Here is a 20,429-nt window from a genome sequence, read left to right on the forward strand (position 1 = left end):
TTGTTCGAAAGCACCTGAGAAAAATAGGGAGATTTTCAACTATATTCATATTATAATTTAGTTATTCGGCCATTTGTGGGAGAAGGGCTACCCATAAAACACTGAGTAAAGTTTCACTTTATATCATCTCTGGAGGTGTTCAATATGCAATATGCATTTTCACGTATAAGGTTACGTAGTTTTTTTGGATGGATGATTATAGGGATGTTCCTAACGATGATTCCATTAAGTTTATCAGGCGCTTCTGACAATACGATAGAGTTCTTGTCACAAATATCAATATTTTTCGTATTTCCACTATTGTGGCTATATTTAAAAACAAGTAAAAATAATGTTGTTTTTAAAAGTTTTTTTGATAAGCCCAGACGTTTACATTGGGGGTTAATTGTATTAGCAACGATAATGGGAATGATTTTTTCAGTCGGTATATCCCAAATTCAATTTTATATTTTAGCACATACTTTACCTGATTTCTTAGTTATCATGTTAGAAGATGGAAATGTAATTAATACGAGTAACATATACATGACGATATTTACTTTCATTTCAGCATGTGTATTAGCCCCAATAATGGAAGAGGTCATTTTTAGAGGTTTTTTCTTACAGCGAATGGCATACAAATGGGGGATTAAACGAGCGGTTATTATATCCTCTCTTATTTTTGGACTAGGACATTTTGATGTTATCGGTGCTTTCATGTTCGGTGTTATTATGTGCCTTCTATACATAAAGACAAAAAATATATGGACGAATATTGCTGTGCATGCTCTAAATAATTTGATTGCAACGAGTATGCAATCTGTAGGTGGAGATGGAAGTGACGCAATCTCGATTACTGAATTACAAGCACAAAGTAATTTATGGATCGGCATTGGTCTTGCGATTATCGGTTTATTATGGTTAATTCCTTTTACTTGGAAACAATGGCGTACTGTAAAAGAAGTAGGTGTGCCACCGATTCGCTTAATAAATGAAGAAAAAGTGATGAATTCATCACGTGAAAATGAAATGTATAGCCAAGTTATACTAACGAATAGATTGATGGCGGTGGAACTACCAGATGAGGCTGTCAACCAGCTCAAGTTAGAAGAAAATGAGTATGTAACAATAGCTGTAGAAGAAGATAAGATTATTATAAAAAAGGCGGATTATAGGCCATGAAAAAGTAGCTCTCCAGTATGAAAAGGAGAGCTACTTTTTAATTTGTAATAATTTCTACACGGAAGTTATTTCCGTTTTTCACGTATTTAATATCTGTAACAATCCGAACGGTTTTTAGAAGTTCAACTTTTTCACCAATTCGAGGGATGGTCGGAACATTATCCCAAATACCAAGCAAGTCATCTAATTGCGCCGTTTTTTCATAAAACCAGATTTTCAATGTAAAGCCCCTTTCTCGAACTTTATGTATTTTAATACATGATATATCATTTTTATTCTTAATGTAAGGGGTTTTTACTCTTTTTATGAATAAAAATGAATTAATCTTCTGGGAAGATATGTTCAATATCCGGAGTAAGAGCTACTTCTGATAATACGATATGAGAAACTGTCGTTGCATATGAAGAAACATTATTGATAAATTCTTCAAGTTCAACGAGTGAAGGAACAGAGATTTTTACAATGTAGCATAAGCTTCCTGTTACTCGATAACAAAAACTTGCAGATGGATAAGACTGGATAAACTGTTGCATACGTGTTGTATCACCATTTTTTAAAGTGATTTCTAAAATACAATCTAAAACAAGTCCTGCTTTTTTATAATCGATATCAATTGTGTATTTTTGAATAATTCCTTCACTTTCAAGTTTACGAACACGTTCTGTAGTAGACGGAGCTGATAAGTTTACTCGTTTTGCTAATTCGCGCATGGAAAGGCGACTATCATTATATAATTCATTTAAAATTTTTCGATCAACACGGTCTAATTGCATTTGTAAATATACCTCCAGTAAAATGATGATTTTTGTAAAGGAAAAATATAAATTAAGATTCATATGAAATGTAAAGTGAACTTTATTTATTTTACAATAAAAAAGAAGGGAATAGGAGGAAAAATGATGGAGAGAATTACATTATCAAATGTAGGAGATACAAAGTTTCAAAAATTATTAGGGCATAATCCGAGTATATTAAATTCGTGGAGTACGTTAGAGAATACACTGTATAGTACAGGGACGCTTTCCGCAGAGTTAAAAGAGCAAGTAAGAAGAACATTAGCGTTTGGGAATGAATGTCCGTACTGTATGGCAAAGGGAAAGCCGGATGATATACAAAAAATAGAAGAAATTAGCGTAGCCGTTACTTTTGCACATGCATTTGTTCATGACCAAAAGGCGATAGATGATAATATGTTTCATGCATTAAAACAATATTGGACTGAAAAAGAAATTGTAGAGCTTTGTGCCTATATTTGTTTTATTACTGCGTCACAGCAACTTGGTTTTCTGTTTCAATTACAGCCTAATTAATTAGGAGGATAGTATGCTTAATCAAGTAGCACTTATAATCATTGATGTACAAGAAGCGTTCAATTTACCGTACTGGGGCACAAGGAATAACCTTTTTGCGGAAGGAAATATGAAAAGCTTGTTAGAAGAGTGGAGAAAAAGGAAACTACCAGTTTTTCATATTCAACATGTAAATAAAGAAAATGTTCAGTCGATGTTTTATCAATATGCGGAAACGGTGAACTTTAAAGAAGAAGTGAAACCACTGCCAGATGAGGTGATTATTCAGAAATCTGTTAATAGCGCGTTCATTGGGACAAATTTAGAGGAACAATTAGGAGAGAAGAAATGTAATACTGTAGTGATTGTAGGATTAACGACAAATCATTGTGTGGAGACGACAACACGGATGGCAGGTAATTTAGGATTTACAACGTATTTAGTGAGCGATGCGACGGCTACATTCAATCGTAAAGGTCTGGACGGGGCAGAGTATAGTGCAGAGGACATCCACAATATGACACTTGTAAACTTACATGATGAATTTGCTAAAATCATTACGACTGAAGATGTTTTAAAATTATTTTAAGAAAATAATTACGGAATTATGTAGAAAAAAATAAGAATATTTCGTATAATCTAAGTATAATCATTTTGAAAATAGGGGTGGCATCATATGGAGCAAATTTCAGTAAATAAAATAGAAAAAGTACTCGTTTTAGCAGGTGAGGATAAACAAAAGCAAAAGGAATTTTATGAATTGCTCTTATCAACGGAGTTTTATGTTTCTGGTTCACTTGAAGCAGAAGACGGGGCAACGGAAGGAACACTTCGTTTGCGTCATTTCCAAGGAGAGGGTAGATGGATCGTTCCGTTCTTTACACAATTGAAATTTGTAAAAGATGTGTTGCCAGAAGGTACACCCCTTATTACGATACGTGGAAAAGAATTATTTGGTGGCATTGAGAAGGATGCAACAGCTGTATTAAATGTTGGTACTGATATAAGTAAAACATTTATTCCAGAAGAAGTTGCAGATATCGCATCTGGACGAATTTTTAATTATTATAAGTAAAAGGAAAAGCTTAATTGCTTTTCCTTTTTAATTTAAACATGGAGTGGCTACGCCGGAAGAAATAGAGAGTGTTTTATTATTTGTATTTATTGTTGCTGTAGCTCCAAGGGGAATACCGATATTTGGACTTATATGTCCAATCGGTAAACCGAATAGGACAGGTATATCATATGGCATGAAATATTCATATAATATTGTTTGCAATGATTGGGATGGTTTAGAAGGGTTGCAATCATGACAACTTGAAAAAATAACGCCATTGCATTCATTAAACTTTCCAGATAAAAGTAATTGATTTAACATACGATCGATGCGGTACGGTTCTTCCCCGATATCTTCAAGCAATAAAAGTGTATTGGCTGTACTTATTTCATAGGGTGAACCAATTACACTCGTTAAAACAGCTAAATTCCCTCCAACTAATGTACCTGTAGCTGTACAGGCTGAGCTAGGTACGATACATTCTGATGCATATAAGATGGATGAATACGGATGGAATAGTTGATTGAAAGAAGATAAAGAGAGAGAATCTATACCTTTTCCTAATTCTTCAATCATTGGACCATGAAAAGTTACAAGCTCTGCATAACGTGAAAAGGCAGTATGTAAAGCCGTAATATCGCTATATCCCCAAAAAATCTTTGGATTCCGTTGAATGATTTCATATTGAATGTAAGGGAGGAGACGAGCGCTGCCGTAACCACCTCGTGCACAAAAGACTGCTTTGACTTCAGTATTTGTAAATGCTTCATGTATATCATCAAGACGAACTTGATCACTTCCAGCTAAATATCCATACGTTTCATAAACACTCTTCCCAATTATTACGAATAAACCCATCTCTTGTAATACGTTCACACCTTTTAATACATTCTCAAGTGTTGGTGGGCCAGACGGTGCAATAATCATTACTGTATCACCTTTTTTTAACGCATTTGGATAAATCATTGTTCTCAGCCTCCTTCTCTTTCAATATATTCGCTTGAGCGAAAGTTCAATCCTTGTAAAAGAAGGGGAAAGCATGTCATATAAAGAAGGTATAGGGAAAGTAGGAGGGAAAATGATGTTTACAAGTCGAGTAATAGATATATTACAAATTAAGTATCCGATCATTCAAGCAGGTATGGCAGGAGCGATTACAACGCCAGAACTTGTTGCAGCTGTGAGTAATAGCGGAGGATTAGGTACGCTTGGAGCAGGGTATATGAGCCCAGAACAAATCCGTGAAGCGATTTATAAAATAAGGGAACTAACAAATAAGCCTTTCAGTGTTAATTTACTTTTAACGAAAGAGATACAGATAGAAGAAGAGAAGGTAAACGAGGCGAAAGTATTACTTAGTGGAGTGAATAGAGAATTAGGTATAGAGGAAGAAAAGACTTTAAAACTTCCAAAAAGCTATAAAGAACAATTACAAGTAGTATTAGAGGAAAAGGTACCAGTCGTTAGTTTTGCATTTCAAACGTTAGAAAAAGAAGAAATAGATGATTTGAAAAGGGAAGGGATAAAAGTTATCGGAACAGCTACCCATGTAGCGGAAGCGAAAGCACTTGCTAAGTTAGGGGTAGATATTATCGTCGGGCAAGGTAGCGAGGCAGGAGGGCATAGAGGAACGTTTATTGGGAAAGAACAAGATGCGATGATTGGTACATTTGCATTAATCCCGCAATTAGTAGCGGAAGTACCTCATATCCCGATTGTTGCAGCAGGTGGTGTAATGAATGGGCAAGGGCTTGTTGCGGCATTTGCGTTAGGGGCAGAAGCTGTTCAAATGGGATCAGCCTTTTTGACGAGTGAAGAAAGTATTACGCATGACGTGTATAAAGAGGCGATTTTACATAGTACAGATACAAGTACAACGGTAACCCGTGCGTTTTCTGGGAAATATGCACGGGGTATTCGTAATGAATTTATAGAGAAACATGAAGGAAGAGAAGAGAAGTTACCGATGTATCCAGTGCAAAACGTATTAACTTCAAAAATACGTCAAGAAGCAGCGAAGCAAAATAAGGAAGAGTATATGTCGCTTTGGGCGGGACAAGCATCATCATTAGCACGAACGGAATCAGCTCAGCACGTAGTGAAACGTGTCATGACAGAAGCAGAGAACGTAATTGAACAATTACAAGATGTATATAGAAAAAGACCACTTGAATAATTCAAGCGGTCTTTTCGTTAGTTTGCTTTATAAAATTGTTGGATAGCTTCGTCGATGTAAACCCAGCCTTTCCAACCTAAGTGCATATGATCTTTTAAGAAGTACTTATCATATTCATGATTTGAGAAATCAGCAATTGGATAGCCAGCCTGCTTAATTTGCTCATGAACTTTATTGTAGTATAATTCGCGTTTTTCTTTCGGGAAGCCAGCGTAATCATACCAAGGACCTTTTACAGGAACAGAAATGAAGAGCGGTTTTGCGCCAGATTGTTTTAATAAATCAAGTACAATTTGTAAATCTTCATATTCTGGTGATTGGTCATAAGCATCATTTTTTAAGTAACCTTCACGTTGCTTTAATTTCTTCTTAATTTTGCTATTGAAGTAATCATCTTCGATACCAAATTCGTTAGATCCTGATTCTACTGCACCTGTTTGATCCGCATGTTTACGAGCTTCTTCCCAGGTCATTTGTTTCAATGATGGATCAAGCGTTTCTTTATGCGGTTTAATATCAAACATTACTGTAAATAAATCTTTACGATCTAGAATGTTACGATAAATATAAGCGAAAGGTTTAGCAGCAAGTGCTTTTACTTTATACTTTGTATCATCGTAGGCGATACCTTCAAGCGAAATTTTTAATAAAGTTTCTTTTTTAACAATCTCAAAGTTTAATAAGCGTTTTGCAATTTGTTTTTTCATTTCAGGTTTTAAATCATCGTTGAAAATGAAGTGGTAACCTTGTTGTTTTGAAAAGTTAGGTGCAAAGTGTGTCTCATCAATACCTTGTGGTACAAACCATTGCGGAGAAAGAACGAATATCATTTTCTTATCTTTCAATTGATCCATTGTAGATGCGAAGTTTAATACATGTACAAGGTCTTGTGTTCCGCCGCGTCCAAGTAAGAATGGTGTGAATCCTTCAGGCTTTACTTTGAAATAATTCGATGGATGGAAAGCATCCATACGTGCGAATTCCGATGAACCGTACATCGGAAGATATTTCGGGTCTGCTAACATCTTTTGCTGTAAAATCATACTTTGAATCTTTTCTTCTTTTAAAGAAGTCGCAGCTTGTTCTACTTTCTCATCACTTAAAAGTGGGAGTAGGAAGCGCGTAGGAATAAGTAAGAATACAGCAAAAAGGGCCAATGCTAAAAGCATCGGACCAAATTTTACTTTGTTCATCGGATTTCTTCCAACTTTTTAATAACCATATTTGGTGTAGCCCACTCATCGCGGTCAAAATCAGAAATAGAAACTTCAATCTCTAAACGCTCTTGGAATTCTACTAATAAAGATACTACAGCGAAAGAATCAAGAATACCTTCTTCAAATAATTGAACATCTAAGTTTTCTTTCACAATATCGTTTTCACATACTTCTTCTAAAATATCTAATACTTGCTCTTTGAATTCTGCCATTTTTAAAATCTCCTTTATATCCGAATATATTATATGTGCAACTTCTTAATAGAATAAGAAGGGTGCATTAAAAGTATCTGTTAAGGTGTCCAGAGAAAATAAGGAAACCGAAACATACAACGTGGAACGTAATTACAATCGCAAGGACGTGTGTAAATTTATTGTTTGGCCAAAACTTATGCTTCTTGTTTTTTCGTTCGAAAATATCGAATAAGATAAACAGAGCGGCATGATATAGACCGTAAATAACATACTGCGCAACAGCGCTTCCTTGGATGTGCCAAATTCCCATAATGAAAAAGTTTAAAAATGCACCGATATACGAAATTGTGTAGCGGTTTTTAATTAACTTTTTCTTCGTTGCAAAAAAGACGAAACGCATGTAGATGAAATCACGGAACCAGAATGATAAACTCATGTGCCAGCGGTTCCAGAAGTCTTTAATATTACGACTAAGGAATGGCTTATTAAAGTTTTCTGGTGTTTTAATTCCCATCATGTAACTGATACCAATTACGAAAGCACTATAACCTGCAAAGTCAAAGAATAATTGCATGCTAGTAGCGTACATAAAAATCACATTAGATAAAAGTGTATCTTGATTGGCGAATACTGCCTTTACAAGATATGTTGTTATCAAGTGCGCGATTATAAATTTATACAGAAAACCTTGGAAAATACGGTTAAGCCCGGTATATAGTAACTTTTGATATTCCTCAGCACTAGGCGGCTTTTGGATATCTTTTTGGAATCTACGGTAACGATCGATAGGTCCACTTGAAATCGCAGGGAAGAATAAAACGAATTCCCAGAAATTAAAGAAGGAAAGTTCTTTAATTAAATTATCACGAACTTCAAAGACCATCTGTACAGCTCTAAATGTTACGTAAGACATACCTGCGAAAACAATAAAATGCAATTCAGGTACAAACGGTGCGATTTTTGCCAAAATAAGCGGTAAAATCGATAAAATAACAGCTATACAAAACGTGAATGTACTATTATTTTGTTTTCTTAACATTAAATAGCCTTTAATAAGGGCATATTGCCAAATAATAAATGCGGCTAACATGATTGCTTGCTTCGGTTTATCAGAGAAGATAATAACAAGCATTACTAATGTTAAAAAGGCATTATATTTACGCAACATTTTACCTTTAAATCCAGCTATGATAGTAGGTATTAATAAAATGCCTACTATAGCGAAAAAATAAAATGATCCATATGCGGTCATGCTGTAACCTCACTCAATAATTTTTTGCGATCTACCTTTCCATTTGGTGTCATTGGAATAGAAGATTGATACATGAATTTACGTGGAATCATGTAGTTTGGTAATCGCTCATTGAGTTCTTTTTTAATTGCAGATGTTAATTTGAATTCTTTTTCAAATGAATGCTCTCCAGGAACAACAACCGCTAATAAATAATCGTATTTTTCACCTTTTTTAATTGGAACAATAACTGCTCCTTCTACGTAAGAACACGCACGAAGGTGATGCTCAATTTCTTCTAATTCCATTCGATAACCATGAAGCTTAATTTGGAAATCAAGACGACCATTATAGAATAGAAGACCATTTTCTACATAGCCAGCATCGCCTGTTTTATAGGCGCGCTCGCCGTCAATCATGGTAAATGCTTTTTCTGTTAATTCAGGGCTTCCTAAATATCCAACGCTTACGCTTGGACCGACAATTACGATTTCACCCTTTTCACCATCAGGTGCAAGTGTGCCGTCTTCTTTCATAATAAGAAGGCGACAGTCTGATTTACAGTAGCCGACTGGAAGTGATTTGTATTGATCAAGCACTTCTTCTGTAACATGAATACCTGTTACAGCGACAGTAGCTTCTGTTGGACCGTACGTATTCATAATTGTAGCTTTCGGGAAACGCTCAATTAATTTTCTCGCCACTTCATTTGGTAACACTTCACCGCAGAATAAGAATGTTTTCATGTTTGGTAGCATACTCTCAGAGAAAGATGCTTCCATTAAACACATTTCAGCGAAAGATGGTGTTGAAGTCCATACTTGAATATCCGATTGCTCTAAAGAAGCAAACAAGTCTTTTGGACGTGCAATCATGTCTTTATCGATTGCCCAAAGTGTACCACCTGTTACTAATGATGGATAAATATCCATTACAGATAAATCGAATGAGAAAGGTGCTTGGTTTAAGAATACTTGCCCTGTTTGTAAGTTGAAATCTTCTACAGCCCATTTTGTAAAGCTAACAAGACAGTTATAAGTAATCTGAACCCCTTTCGGATTACCTGTACTTCCTGATGTGTAAATAATGTAGAAGTTCTCATCACCTTTTACCGCATGTTCAGGATTTGGAATGTTCCCTTTATGAGTAAAGAAAATATCTTTTAAGTTGTCTTCACTTACGATACGAACTGGTAAATCAGTTACAGTTACTTCTGTTCCTGATAAAAGTAATTTCGCACCAGAATTTTCAGCGATACGTTGTACGCGATCAGCTGGGATAGATAAATCTACAGGAATGTAAGCATGTCCAGCTTTTACACAACCTAAAAAGTTAATAATCATTTCAGGTTGCATATGGCCATAAACCATAATTGGTGAACGATCATCTGGATACTCAGAAGAAATCCAATGTGCTAACGCATCAGAATCTTCCTTTAATTGTTTGTACGTAATTTTCGCATCTCGCCAAACAAAAGCGGTTTGATCAGGCGTTTCTACAGCCCACTTTTCAATTTGTTCTAATAACTTCATAACGTTCCCACCCTAGAATTCATTGTAAATAAATGTACTTGTGTTTGTATCATGGAATCCATACAACCAAAGTAATGCAAATAAAATTGCAAGGTAATAAACCGTCTTTGCAACCCATTGTGTGAGTGGTTGAGACCATATCTCTTTTAATCTTTCCATGTCTTTCCCTCGCTTAATGAAATAATAGCTCTTTGTAGGTATCATGTCCTACATTATTGTGAAAAAAACAAAATCCCACATTTTAGGTAAAAATAAGTCAAAAGGCTCTTTTCTGATATTAGCACTAAATACTAAAAAAGAAAATCCCTAACTTAGCAATTATATTACATTCAGCATGAATTTGTAATGGGTTTGACATGTAAATAGAAAGTGGATTGTGTGAATACATAAAAGTGGACTATAAGAATACATGAAAATATAATATTTGTTTTTTATTAATCGGTAGAGACTGAGCAAACTTTAAATTACTAGATCTTTTTAAAAGGAGGAAATTATCATGAATAGAGTGTGGAAGAGTCTTATTTCAGAAGAAAATATTATGAAATGGAGACGGCATTTCCATAAGTATCCCGAATTATCGTTTCATGAAAAAGAAACTTCGCAATTTATATATGATACATTATGCTCATTTTCTTCTTTTGAAGTAACGAGACCAACGAAGTACAGTGTACTAGCAATTAAAAGAGGAACGGAACAAGGGAAAGTAGTTGCGATTCGAGCGGATATAGATGCTTTACCAATTCAAGAGGAGACAAGGAAATCTTATGCGTCTGTGAATAAAGGGATGATGCATGCATGTGGGCATGATGCTCATGCAGCTATTTTGTTAAGTACAGCAGAAGCGCTATCAAATATAAAGGAAGATTTTGTAGGGGAGATTCGTCTATTCTTTCAACACGCAGAAGAGGTGTACCCCGGTGGCGGACAAGAAATGGTGGAGGCCGGTGTTATGGACGGTGTCGATTATGTAATAGGTTTGCATGTTATGTCTGGATTAGAAAGTGGGAAGGTAGGAATTGTATATGGCCCTATGATGGCAGCACCAGACGTATTTACAATTGAAATTTTAGGAAAGGGTGGTCACGCGGCACGACCAGAAGAAACGATAGATCCTATTGCTATCGGAGCACAACTTATTACAAATTTACAACATATCGTATCAAGAAATACAAGTGCTTTTATGCATAGAGTATTGTCAGTTACACAATTTCATGGGGGGATGGCTGATAATATCATTCCAAACAAAGCATCTTTAATGGGAACTGTTCGATCTTTTAATCAAACATTAAGAGAGGAAGCAAAAGAGAAAATTGAGCAAATTGTGAAAGGAATTACAGAAGCGCATGGAGGGGATTATACATATACGTATCGTTACGGATATGATCCAGTTGTTAATAATGAGTACATTACGAAAATAGTAGAAAAAAGTGCGATAAAATTGTTCGGAAATCAGCGTATTGTGCATCTTGAACCTTCTATGGGAGGAGAAGATTTTTCAGCGTATTTAAGAAAAGCACCTGGTTGTTTTATTAAATTAGGAACAGGGAATAAAAAAATTGATACTTGTTATCCACATCATCATCCGAAATTTGATGTAGATGAATCAGCTTTAATTTATGGAGTAGAATTATTTTTAGAAACAACGATAAGGTTACTAAAATCATAGAAAAGTATAAAAAAAGGCAACTGCGCTCTATCGCAGTTGCTTCTATTTCTTCCGTCAGAGAGGGCTGAGAAAGAACTATGCTCATTTATAGTATATGAATAGCTAACGGACAAGCTTGTACATTTTAACTATTTTTTTAAAAATAGTTATTGACTTTGATAATCAATTTCAATTAATCTAATGGTATAATTGAAATTGATAATTATTATCAATGAAACAGATGAGGAACCTTAATGAGAAAAACATTTCACCTTTTACGAAGGGGATTAAAAAATAAAGATGTTGATAAGCATATTGAATGGCAACGAAATATAATTCGTTCTGAATATATAGATGAGAAGAGTACACTTCCAACAGAAAAAGAGATACAAGGTAAAAGGAGAGGTTCAGTTGAGTAAGTTAGTAATGATTTTTGCAAGTATGAGTGGAAATACGGAGGAAATGGCTGATCATATTGCGGGTGCGATTCGTGAAACAGAAAATGAAATTGAAGTCATTGATATTATGGATTCACCAGAAGCTTCTATATTAGAGCAATATGACGGTATTATTTTAGGTGCTTATACTTGGGGAGATGGTGATCTTCCTGATGATTTTTTAGATTTTTATGATGCAATGGATTCTATTAACTTAACTGGTAAAAAAGCAGCAGTATTCGGTTCTTGTGATTCGGCTTATCCGAAATACGGGGTAGCGGTTGATATTTTAATAGAAAAGCTGCAGGAGCGCGGGGCAGCAGTTGTATTAGACGGATTGAAGGTAGAATTAACGCCAGAAGATGAAGATGTAGAAAAATGTTTACAGTTTGGAGCTGAATTCGTAAAACACCTTTCTTAATGGCAGTAGGGAGATGAAGAGCAATTGCATGAAAAAATCTCAATTAAAACGATGACAGATTACCATTTGTATGATTTTATGCGTTGTCCAAACAAATTTTATTTCCGTCATATAAAAAGAAGAGAACCATCTTCATTTGAATGGCAACAAATAGCACAAATGATTGTAAATCAAATTATTAATGAATATTACACGGTACCTACCGGGCAACAAACAAAAATTTTTCTTTTAATACTTTTAGAAAAGTATTGGAAAAAAGTAAGGGTTAATATGTTTGCTTCAAAGGCGGAGTACTATATTGTTTTAGCGAAGCTAACTGATCACTTACTACAGTTTGTTGAAAGGGATGAGAGTCAGGCACCGCCGTTATTTTTATATGAGAAGTTTCAAACATATATGGAAGAGTTAGGTGTTCACATGTCATTGACATTTGAAGTTGGTGAGTGGAGTGCTGAATCGTTTGTAATTAAAAAGTATGTGGTTGATGCGGATGAGGAAATGCTAGCTCTTTGTCAGAAGTTAATGACTGTGTTTAGTTATAAGGCTTTCGGCATTCTTCCGGGAAAAATCGAAGTGATTAATTTAATAGAAGGAACTAAGTATGAGTACATTCCAAAGCAGGAAGATATTATAACTGGAATGGATGATTTATTTAGAATGAAAGAAATGCTGCAACAACCTGAGCACTACACAGAGCGTAATTTTCGTTCTGAGTGTATGAGCTGTGCTTTTCGCAGTGAATGCCAAGTGGAAGAGGCAAAAGAGAAAATGCTGCAGAAGAAAAATATCGTACATTAAAGGATGTAACTTTGCATCCTTTTTTGTTATTGACATGAAAAGCTTTTCATCATTTACGGTATATTTGTAGAAAATTTTATAAGGGGAGGAATAATCAATGAGAGATGAAACGAAAGTATTTCAATGGTTAAAAGAACAGAATGCTCCTTTTGGAATTCAACTGCAAATTTTACAGGCGTTTCAATTGTATAAAGTTATTGTTGAAATGGATAAAAAGTTAATGATGTATGAGGAGAGAGAGTATAGGGAGAGAATGTAATCTCATCCCTGTAATATCACTTTCAGTTGTTCTTTATTCTTAATTAATTCGATTCTGTTGTTTGTTTCGATGTTATAAACAAGGTTATGTAGTAAAGGACTGTATTGATAAAAGCTAGTGATACGTTGAATAAGTAATGGATCATTGTGAGAAATAAGGGAACAGTATTGTTCATATACAGATGTAGTAAATTCATGTCCGAAATCATAATATAGCCCGGCAAAATCAAAAGCGGGATCGCCAATTTGAGCATCACCAAAATCGATGATTCCTGAGATGGTTTTATTTTGGTTATTAAATAAAATGTGATGATGTGTAAAGTCAGCGTGAATGATTGTATTTTGAAAAGTGGATGTAGCTATGTATTCAAAGAAATTTTCGAATAGACGATTTAAGGCTGATTTTTGGAGTGAAGTAAGACTGTTAGTAAAATACTGATTTAATTTTGTTTGTAGCTCTTTCCAGTATGTAAGTGTTTTTTCGATAGGGAACCCTAACGTTGTAACTTGTTTTAAAGGGATACTATGAAGTGCTGTAAGGAAAGTAGCTAATTGTGTAATGATTGCTTTCAATTCTTTTTTCTCTAGCCTGGTAACTATTTCTTTTTTAAACGGTTCACCATGAATGAGAGTATAGTAACTACAAAGTGGAAAAGTATCAGCATCATTTGTATATAATAGGTGATACTTTGGAACCTCGATTTCTTGTAGCGAATGAGAGAGAATTGTGCACAGTTCCTTTTCTAACGGAATTCGCTTTGCATACTCAAGTTTTCGCGGGAAACGAAACAGTAGCTCGTCATTTATAATAACCGCTATATTATCCCATCCTTCTTCATTTTGTTTATATGAATGTATAGAAAGATTAGGCAGAGCTTGTTTTATATATTGTTTATAGGAGCACATAATCGTTCCTCGTTTCTAAGTTAAAGGTAGGATATTCTACTTTATAATATCAGAATTTTCTTTCTTTGTGTTAATATATAACTATCATTATGAATAGGGATGGGATGTATTGTGAAGAAAAGAATAGTAATCATTTCTATATGTATCGCTTTTGGTTTGTTTTGGTCATATAAAGAGACTGTTTTTGCTAGCTTTAAACCGATAGATCAGTACGAGTTAAACCAAGAATTAAAGAACAAGAATATAGAAATTTTAACTCATAAAGAAATGAAAATGATAGGAGAACACTTTGTGACAGCGCAACTAGCAGTGTTTGAGTTTGATAATAAAGAAGATGTGAAGATAAAAAGCGAAGAGCTATTTGTAAATAAAGGGTATGAACAATTAATGAAAAATTATTATCCAAATCGTTTTCGGAATTTAGAGTATAAATTTACAAACGAGGAGATACGTGAAGTGACGGAGGAGAGTTTTCGCTATCATGCTGTAGTGTACGTTGCTGGTACTGAAAATGGCAAGAGAAGTGAAATGAAATTAAATTATGACATGAAAATTGTAAAGGTTAATAATTTATTCATGGTGTTAGAACAAAAACAATATGTACAATAAAAAACCCTCTAGAAGCAGAGGGACTTTAAAGATTTTCATTTTGTTGACCAAGTTCTTTTTGAGCAATGTATAAATTTCCTTGCTCAACTTGTTTCAGTGTATGAACAGAATCTCCTGCATATCCTTTTTCTGTTTTAACAGTTCTTTTTGAACGATTAGATTCTTGTTTCTTCATATAATAGACCACCTTCCATTAAAAATAAACGAAAATGATGAGTACGAGTAATACGGCTGCGAAAATGGTAATGCCCATTAAAAAAGAAGTGTTTTTATATTTAGCTGGTTTATGTACATCTTGCCGATATCCAGGTGGAATTTCAGGGGCGAATTCTTCATCGAATGATTGTTTCTTTTGTTTTTCGTCCATATGTATCCACCTTTCTTTTTCATTATGTTACACGTTACAAGAAAAAATATGCATGAAGAAAACAGCCGCTATATCATTAGCGGCTGTTTTGCGTTGTATATTTTCTTTGTACTTGAAAGAGACGGATAAGCAGGAAGCCTGCCCCAAATGCTAGACCGATAATAAGACCGATCCAATACCCTTTCGCTGCCCAGTCAGTATACGTTGCGAATATGTAGCCAAGAGGTAGGCCTATTACCCAATAAGCGATCAATGTCATTATTAAGGCGATGTTTACGTCTTTATAACCACGTAATGCCCCTTGTACTGGAGTTGCAATCGCATCTGAAATTTGAAATAAAATCGCAAATATAAGAAATTCTTTTGCTAAATGGTGGACATTTGCATCTGTCGTATAAATAGAAGCAATTTCATCATCAAAGAAATAAAGAAGGATTGAATATAAAAGGGCGAAAGCAAGAGCTAGCCCAATTCCGATAAATCCATATTGTTTCGCATTATTGTATCGTTTTGCTCCAACTTCAAACCCAACGGCTATCGTCATTGCCATTGCTAAACTTAGAGGAGTCATATATAACAAGGAAGCAAAGTTCATGGCTGCTTGATGTGCTGCTATTGTTGTCGTACTAAAATTACTCATCATAAGTGTTACCGCAGCGAAAATACTCGTCTCAAAAAAGATAGCAAATCCGATAGGGACGCCAAGTTTCAGGAATTCCTTCCAACTTGCAAGAGAAGGACGGTATAACTGTTTAAAGATATTGAAAGAAGCGAAAGGCTCTTTCGTACGAATAATAATGACGGTAATAATTAAAATACACCAATATGTTGCTGCAGAAGCAATTGCCGCTCCGACACCACCGAGTTTTGGAAAACCGAAGTGACCGAAAATTAATACATAATTTAATACTACGTTAATTGGTAATGATAGTAATGTAATGATCATTGTTGTTCGAGTTTTTCCTAATGCATCAATAAATCCACGTAAAACAGTGTAAGTAAATAAAGGGATAATTCCAATCGCGATAATACTTAAAAATTGTGCCGCAATACGTTCCACGGGTTCTTCTAAGCGCATGCCATTTAAAATAGGTGTAACAGCGAAGAAGCCGATAAGGATAACAACGAAACTAGCACAAATTGCTAAATATACTGCTTGTATGACAATGTGAGGAACGTCCTCCTTTTTCTTTGATCCAATGAGTTGTGCAACAATAGGAGTAGTAGCCATTAAAATTCCGGTTAATCCCGTACTAACTGGAAGCCATATACTCGTTCCGATAGCAACACCCGCTAAATCAATAGGACTCGCGTGCCCTGACATTGTCGTATCAAAAAAGCTCATCGCAAATAATGACATTTGAGTTACAAAAATCGGGAAAAAGAGTAATAAAAATTGCTTTAACTTTTGTGAGAATGAAGTAGTTTCTTTCATAAAATCCCCTTTCAACGTAAAAAACAAACTCTTATTATCATACAATTTAATCAAAAAATAGAAAAGAAATAAGCGTATACAACAAATGAAATCAATAAAAAAAGGATGCACTTTGAAAAGGGATAAGGTATTATGATAAGGTGTGAAAAAATTACATATTCGTTATTAAGGAGGCACTACTTGTGGCTGATTGGTTAATTGGTTTAATCATGGGTGCTGTTGAAGGGTTAACAGAGTTTTTACCAGTATCATCAACAGGACATATGATTTTAACAGGACATTTAATTGGATTTGAAGACGATAGAGCGAAAGTTTTTGAAGTTGTAATCCAATTGGGATCGATTTTAGCAGTTGTTGTTATATTTTGGAAACGCCTATGGTCATTAGTTGGAATAGGGAAAGTAACTGATGGACCATCGTTAAATTTATTACATATTATTATCGGGATGATTCCTGCCGGCATACTCGGCGTATTATTCCATAGTGCAATTAAAGAAGTTTTATTCGGTCCAGGACCGGTTGTTATTAGCTTAGTAGCTGGTGGTATTTTAATGATTGTTGCTGAGAAGTTTTCAAAACCAAGTACAGCAAGAACGTTAGATGAAATCACATATAAGCAAGCATTTACAATCGGAATGTTCCAATGTTTAGCACTTTGGCCAGGATTTTCACGTTCTGGATCGACAATAAGTGGTGGTTTATTAGCACGTGTTTCGCATACAGCGGCAGCGGAATATACATTTATTTTAGCGGTGCCAATGATGGTAGCTGCAAGTGCCTTAGATTTAATTAAAAGCTGGGATATATTAAGCGCAGCTGATATACCGTTATTTGCAACTGGATTTATTACAGCATTCGTTGTTGCGATGCTTGCAATTGTTTCATTCTTAAAATTATTAGGTCGTGTAAAACTAACACCGTTCGCTTATTACCGTTTCATTTTAGCTGCGGTATTCTATTTCTTCATTATGTAATAAAAAAACCTGCCGAAATCGGCAGGTTTTTTATTTTACTACTTTCTCAATCATGCTTTCCATTACATGTTCCCAAAGAGAAGTATCATCAGCTAATGTAGCACGGAAATTAGCATACATTTCTTTTTGTTTTTCTTCGAATGTTGGATCCTCTTTTTCAGGTAATGTAGCACGCATTGAAGTTACTAATTCTTGTACTTTTGGAGCGCGTGGTCCAAAGACGGCTTGTTCATTTCCGTCTTTATCAATGAAAATAAAGATTGGAATCGCACGTGCTGTTCCATTTGTTAAATATTGATCCATTAATTCTAAGTTTTCATCACGAATTAATAATTTCATATCAATATTTGCAACTTCAGAAATTCGTTTCATAACAGGTACACATAAAAGGGCGTCGCCGCACCAATCAGCAGTTAATACGATAACACGCCAGCCATCATTTTGACGTTCTTCTAATACAGGAAGTAATTCATTTGGAATTAAAAAGTTATTATAAATGTGTAGTAACTCGTATTGGTTTACTTTCATTTCATTCACATATGTATCAAAGGACATACCTTTATCAGCCCATTGTTGTAAGTTCATAAGTAACACCTCTTTAGTATGATTTGCTTTTATTGTACCAATTTTTATATAGAAAAGCTTGTATTCTTACTCTTTCTTATCGCTTAATAATTTATTTAAGACGAACAAGAATAGTACGACACATAATTCAGCTATGTTGGACATTTGCACGCTTTCTATCCAATCATCGGCAGTATGAATGACGAGCCAATCTAGCGTAATTTCAATGATTGAGAAAAGTGCAAGTGAGAGCCAATTTGGCATATTTGTCGTCATTGGATATAACAGTACTTTAAAGAAGATTAAGATAAAGTATGTAATGCCATCTAAGAGGAGGATAAATAAAAAAAAGAGTAGTAAAGCAGTTCGTGATGAGTATTCTATACCTGTAATTTGAAAGATTCCTACATATACAAAAAATATAAATGCAAAAAATATAATGAGAAAGAGAGCAATAATACTAATGATAATTGTTTTATCTTTTAGGCTGAAATTAGAGAGCTTGTCCTCCTCATTCATTAAAATCACTCCTTTTTCTGGGAAATCAATTTCATTGTATCATGAAATATATTTTAAAAAACTACGAATTATGGGAAAATAAGGTGACAAAAAGTAAGATTTCATGTAGAATTATTAATAAGGTTTTTATTTAACTAAATTAAATAAAAGGGGCTGTCAAATTTGTCTCAAAATCGAGAACAATTAATGGAAGAACTATCGACAAATGTTTTTGCTATGTTCCGCACGTTGCGTAATGATATTGGAAAAATATTTGGTGGTTACATACCGTGGAATGAGTTCATTGTCCTTAGAATATTGAATCGCACGAATAAAGAAATGGTATCACGTGTAGCTAATGAGTTAAATGTATCGAATAGCCATATTACAGCTGTCACAGAAAAGCTAATTAATAAAGGCTTTGTAACTCGTTCACGTTCTACATCAGATCGCCGAGTTGTATATTTAGAGATTACAGAACAAGGGAAAGATTTAGTTGCGAAAATGGAAGGTGAGAAAAAGAAATATTTACAAGAAAGATTCTCCGCACTTTCAGAAGACGAAATGAATGTAATGATATCTATTTCTAAAAAACTTATTTAAGTAGTTATAAACAAGAAAACGCTTACTTAATAACGAAGAAGACCTTCCTTATATACGGAAGGTCTTCTTCTGTGTGTAATAGATGATAAAAAATAAAATGTGTATGAAAAAAGATGGAGCGCCATACTACTAATAAAGGAAGGAGGGAGAAATATGACGAATCGTAATGGTAGTCAAGGAAGTGGAAATCAAGGTTCACCAAAATCAGGGCAATTCCAGCAGGAGTTTAGTGCTGAATTTGAAACAGGTAATGATAACAAAGGAAAAGAATATCGTTCGAAAAAAGGAAGCAAGTCAAAAAAGGAGTGAATCATTTCACTCCTTTTTAATTTAGGATGCCGCAGATTGATCCGTATTATATTTTTCTTCTGTTTTGAAACAATCATTGCGCAAATTGCATCGCCGGAAATATTTACAGCTGTTCTAGACATATCTAGAATGCGGTCAATACCGATAATTAAAGCAATACCTTCTACTGATAGATTTACTTGATTTAAAACCATCGTAAGCATTACAAGTCCAACACCTGGTACACCAGCAGTACCGATACTAGCTAGTACAGCAGTTAATACGACCATAGCTAATTGCTGAAATAAGCGAAGAGAGTTAAATTATGTATTTGGAAAAAAATAGACCATCACATGATGGCCTAGGGAAGGGGACAATTTATGTCAATTTAATTAGGGATGGAAAGCTGTTCAAGACACTGGGGAATGTCTTATAAATTAGGGAGGAACAGCTCCGATACATATACTATAAAAGGTAGATGTGATCTAGATGTGAACATAGAGTGAAAGAGCGAGGGAGTTTTAAATAAAAGATAGAAAAAACAAAAAATAAGACCATCACATATAGGACGGTCAAGGGAAGGGGACAATTTATGTCAATTTAATTAGGGATGGAAGCTATTCAAAGACACTGGGGAATGTCTTATAAATTAGGGAGGAATAGCTCCGATACGTATACTATAAAAGGTGGATGTGACCTAGATGTGAACATGGAGTGAAAGAGCGAGGGAGTTTCAAATAAAAGATAGAAAGAACAAAAAAATAAGACC

The 20,429-nt window shown here is 34.7% G+C and carries 28 protein-coding genes and 1 pseudogene; 14 read left to right on the forward strand and 15 right to left on the reverse strand.

Annotation, left to right across the window (positions count from 1 at the left end; genetic code table 11):
* Positions 1-144 precede the first annotated feature (144 nt).
* Positions 145-1,161 (forward strand): CPBP family glutamic-type intramembrane protease, encoded by a 1,017-nt coding sequence (locus ACFVQC_RS11610; protein WP_377898399.1) that lies wholly within the window; start codon positions 145-147, stop codon positions 1,159-1,161.
* A gap of 37 nt (positions 1,162-1,198) precedes the next feature.
* Here ACFVQC_RS11610 and ACFVQC_RS11615 read toward each other — a convergent pair whose 3' ends face one another.
* Together ACFVQC_RS11615 and ACFVQC_RS11620 are read right to left on the reverse strand one after the other, a co-directional pair.
* Complete coding sequence (locus ACFVQC_RS11615) at positions 1,199-1,381, reverse strand: DUF3913 family protein (RefSeq protein ID WP_000707108.1); 183 nt, start codon at positions 1,379-1,381, stop codon at positions 1,199-1,201.
* Positions 1,382-1,481: 100 nt separating this feature from the next.
* On the reverse strand, positions 1,482-1,934 hold the full coding sequence (locus ACFVQC_RS11620; protein ID WP_377890556.1) for an Lrp/AsnC family transcriptional regulator: 453 nt from the start codon (positions 1,932-1,934) through the stop codon (positions 1,482-1,484).
* Between the two features lie 123 nt (positions 1,935-2,057).
* Here ACFVQC_RS11620 and ACFVQC_RS11625 point away from each other — a divergent pair, with 123 nt between their 5' ends.
* The 3 genes from ACFVQC_RS11625 to ACFVQC_RS11635 all read left to right on the forward strand — a co-directional run bounded on the left by ACFVQC_RS11625 (position 2,058) and on the right by ACFVQC_RS11635 (position 3,525).
* On the forward strand, positions 2,058-2,471 hold the full coding sequence (locus ACFVQC_RS11625; protein ID WP_377890554.1) for a carboxymuconolactone decarboxylase family protein: 414 nt from the start codon (positions 2,058-2,060) through the stop codon (positions 2,469-2,471).
* Between the two features lie 13 nt (positions 2,472-2,484).
* A complete protein-coding gene (locus tag ACFVQC_RS11630) occupies positions 2,485-3,039 on the forward strand; it encodes a cysteine hydrolase family protein (protein WP_377890552.1) in 555 nt (184 codons plus the stop codon).
* 87 nt (positions 3,040-3,126) lie between these two features.
* Positions 3,127-3,525 carry an SseB family protein gene (locus tag ACFVQC_RS11635; protein WP_219917606.1) on the forward strand — a complete coding sequence of 133 codons (399 nt, stop codon included), beginning with the start codon at positions 3,127-3,129 and terminating at the stop codon, positions 3,523-3,525.
* Between the two features lie 27 nt (positions 3,526-3,552).
* On the opposite strand, the gene ACFVQC_RS11640 is transcribed toward ACFVQC_RS11635, so the two are convergent.
* Positions 3,553-4,473: a S66 peptidase family protein gene (locus tag ACFVQC_RS11640; protein WP_377890549.1), complete on the reverse strand. Its 921-nt coding sequence runs from the start codon at positions 4,471-4,473 to the stop codon at positions 3,553-3,555.
* A 73-nt stretch (positions 4,474-4,546) separates the two neighbouring features.
* Between ACFVQC_RS11640 and ACFVQC_RS11645 the strand changes: the two genes are divergently transcribed.
* On the forward strand, positions 4,547-5,683 hold the full coding sequence (locus ACFVQC_RS11645; protein ID WP_377890547.1) for an NAD(P)H-dependent flavin oxidoreductase: 1,137 nt from the start codon (positions 4,547-4,549) through the stop codon (positions 5,681-5,683).
* A gap of 17 nt (positions 5,684-5,700) precedes the next feature.
* On the opposite strand, the gene dltD is transcribed toward ACFVQC_RS11645, so the two are convergent.
* The 5 genes from dltD to ACFVQC_RS11670 form a co-directional block, all read right to left on the reverse strand.
* A complete protein-coding gene (gene dltD / locus ACFVQC_RS11650) occupies positions 5,701-6,876 on the reverse strand; it encodes a D-alanyl-lipoteichoic acid biosynthesis protein DltD (protein ID WP_002149580.1) in 1,176 nt (391 codons plus the stop codon).
* Positions 6,873-7,112, reverse strand: a complete 240-nt coding sequence (dltC, locus tag ACFVQC_RS11655) for a D-alanine--poly(phosphoribitol) ligase subunit DltC (RefSeq protein ID WP_002011622.1) — start codon at positions 7,110-7,112, stop codon at positions 6,873-6,875. Before dltC ends, dltD begins: the two co-directional genes overlap by 4 nt.
* A gap of 67 nt (positions 7,113-7,179) precedes the next feature.
* Positions 7,180-8,346: a D-alanyl-lipoteichoic acid biosynthesis protein DltB gene (dltB, locus tag ACFVQC_RS11660; protein WP_264540408.1), complete on the reverse strand. Its 1,167-nt coding sequence runs from the start codon at positions 8,344-8,346 to the stop codon at positions 7,180-7,182.
* Positions 8,343-9,857 (reverse strand): D-alanine--poly(phosphoribitol) ligase subunit DltA, encoded by a 1,515-nt coding sequence (dltA, locus tag ACFVQC_RS11665; protein ID WP_002158701.1) that lies wholly within the window; start codon positions 9,855-9,857, stop codon positions 8,343-8,345. The genes dltB and dltA overlap by 4 nt, the downstream gene beginning before the upstream one ends.
* A gap of 12 nt (positions 9,858-9,869) precedes the next feature.
* Positions 9,870-10,016, reverse strand: coding sequence for a teichoic acid D-Ala incorporation-associated protein DltX (locus tag ACFVQC_RS11670; RefSeq protein ID WP_002011626.1), 147 nt, complete (start codon positions 10,014-10,016; stop codon positions 9,870-9,872).
* A 337-nt stretch (positions 10,017-10,353) separates the two neighbouring features.
* Here ACFVQC_RS11670 and ACFVQC_RS11675 point away from each other — a divergent pair, with 337 nt between their 5' ends.
* The 5 genes from ACFVQC_RS11675 (at position 10,354) to ACFVQC_RS11695 (ending at position 13,417) form a co-directional block, all read left to right on the forward strand.
* Positions 10,354-11,523: an amidohydrolase gene (locus tag ACFVQC_RS11675; RefSeq protein ID WP_377890544.1), complete on the forward strand. Its 1,170-nt coding sequence runs from the start codon at positions 10,354-10,356 to the stop codon at positions 11,521-11,523.
* Between the two features lie 233 nt (positions 11,524-11,756).
* Complete coding sequence (locus tag ACFVQC_RS11680; RefSeq protein ID WP_002149569.1) at positions 11,757-11,921, forward strand: hypothetical protein; 165 nt, start codon at positions 11,757-11,759, stop codon at positions 11,919-11,921.
* Positions 11,914-12,360, forward strand: coding sequence for a flavodoxin (locus ACFVQC_RS11685; protein WP_377890541.1), 447 nt, complete (start codon positions 11,914-11,916; stop codon positions 12,358-12,360). Before ACFVQC_RS11680 ends, ACFVQC_RS11685 begins: the two co-directional genes overlap by 8 nt.
* 24 nt (positions 12,361-12,384) lie before the next feature.
* Positions 12,385-13,158 carry a hypothetical protein gene (locus ACFVQC_RS11690; RefSeq protein WP_377898400.1) on the forward strand — a complete coding sequence of 258 codons (774 nt, stop codon included), beginning with the start codon at positions 12,385-12,387 and terminating at the stop codon, positions 13,156-13,158.
* Positions 13,159-13,255: 97 nt separating this feature from the next.
* On the forward strand, positions 13,256-13,417 hold the full coding sequence (locus ACFVQC_RS11695) for a hypothetical protein (protein WP_377890537.1): 162 nt from the start codon (positions 13,256-13,258) through the stop codon (positions 13,415-13,417).
* Positions 13,418-13,419: 2 nt separating this feature from the next.
* Here ACFVQC_RS11695 and ACFVQC_RS11700 read toward each other — a convergent pair whose 3' ends face one another.
* Positions 13,420-14,322 carry an aminoglycoside phosphotransferase family protein gene (locus tag ACFVQC_RS11700; RefSeq protein WP_377890535.1) on the reverse strand — a complete coding sequence of 301 codons (903 nt, stop codon included), beginning with the start codon at positions 14,320-14,322 and terminating at the stop codon, positions 13,420-13,422.
* 99 nt (positions 14,323-14,421) lie between these two features.
* On the opposite strand from ACFVQC_RS11700, the gene ACFVQC_RS11705 reads away from it, so the two are divergent.
* Complete coding sequence (locus ACFVQC_RS11705; protein ID WP_377898401.1) at positions 14,422-14,931, forward strand: biotin transporter BioY; 510 nt, start codon at positions 14,422-14,424, stop codon at positions 14,929-14,931.
* Between the two features lie 25 nt (positions 14,932-14,956).
* On the opposite strand, the gene ACFVQC_RS11710 is transcribed toward ACFVQC_RS11705, so the two are convergent.
* From ACFVQC_RS11710 to ACFVQC_RS11720, 3 genes are all read right to left on the reverse strand, one after another.
* A complete protein-coding gene (locus ACFVQC_RS11710) occupies positions 14,957-15,106 on the reverse strand; it encodes a hypothetical protein (RefSeq protein ID WP_002149552.1) in 150 nt (49 codons plus the stop codon).
* An 18-nt stretch (positions 15,107-15,124) separates the two neighbouring features.
* Entirely contained in the window at positions 15,125-15,298 is a 174-nt protein-coding gene (locus ACFVQC_RS11715; RefSeq protein ID WP_377890531.1) for a 2-isopropylmalate synthase, read from the reverse strand.
* A gap of 76 nt (positions 15,299-15,374) precedes the next feature.
* Positions 15,375-16,733: an MATE family efflux transporter gene (locus ACFVQC_RS11720; RefSeq protein ID WP_377890529.1), complete on the reverse strand. Its 1,359-nt coding sequence runs from the start codon at positions 16,731-16,733 to the stop codon at positions 15,375-15,377.
* Positions 16,734-16,915: 182 nt separating this feature from the next.
* On the opposite strand from ACFVQC_RS11720, the gene uppP reads away from it, so the two are divergent.
* Positions 16,916-17,707, forward strand: a complete 792-nt coding sequence (gene uppP, locus ACFVQC_RS11725; protein ID WP_002086752.1) for a bacitracin resistance undecaprenyl-diphosphatase — start codon at positions 16,916-16,918, stop codon at positions 17,705-17,707.
* A 30-nt stretch (positions 17,708-17,737) separates the two neighbouring features.
* Here the strand turns inward: uppP and ACFVQC_RS11730 are convergent, their stop codons facing one another.
* Together ACFVQC_RS11730 and ACFVQC_RS11735 are read right to left on the reverse strand one after the other, a co-directional pair.
* Entirely contained in the window at positions 17,738-18,325 is a 588-nt protein-coding gene (locus tag ACFVQC_RS11730) for a thioredoxin family protein (protein WP_080019178.1), read from the reverse strand.
* A 33-nt stretch (positions 18,326-18,358) separates the two neighbouring features.
* Positions 18,359-18,790 (reverse strand): regulatory YrvL family protein, encoded by a 432-nt coding sequence (locus tag ACFVQC_RS11735; protein WP_377890527.1) that lies wholly within the window; start codon positions 18,788-18,790, stop codon positions 18,359-18,361.
* Between the two features lie 162 nt (positions 18,791-18,952).
* Here ACFVQC_RS11735 and ACFVQC_RS11740 point away from each other — a divergent pair, with 162 nt between their 5' ends.
* Both ACFVQC_RS11740 and ACFVQC_RS11745 read left to right on the forward strand, forming a co-directional pair.
* Entirely contained in the window at positions 18,953-19,372 is a 420-nt protein-coding gene (locus tag ACFVQC_RS11740; RefSeq protein WP_000081440.1) for a MarR family winged helix-turn-helix transcriptional regulator, read from the forward strand.
* A gap of 153 nt (positions 19,373-19,525) precedes the next feature.
* A complete protein-coding gene (locus tag ACFVQC_RS11745) occupies positions 19,526-19,681 on the forward strand; it encodes a hypothetical protein (protein WP_002149538.1) in 156 nt (51 codons plus the stop codon).
* Between the two features lie 21 nt (positions 19,682-19,702).
* Here ACFVQC_RS11745 and ACFVQC_RS11750 read toward each other — a convergent pair.
* Positions 19,703-19,959, reverse strand: a pseudogene (locus ACFVQC_RS11750) (dicarboxylate/amino acid:cation symporter); the annotation flags it as partial.
* Positions 19,960-20,429: the final 470 nt, after the last annotated feature.

Source organism: Bacillus sp. NPDC057893 (assembly GCF_042796455.1).
Classification (GTDB): domain Bacteria; phylum Bacillota; class Bacilli; order Bacillales; family Bacillaceae_G; genus Bacillus_A.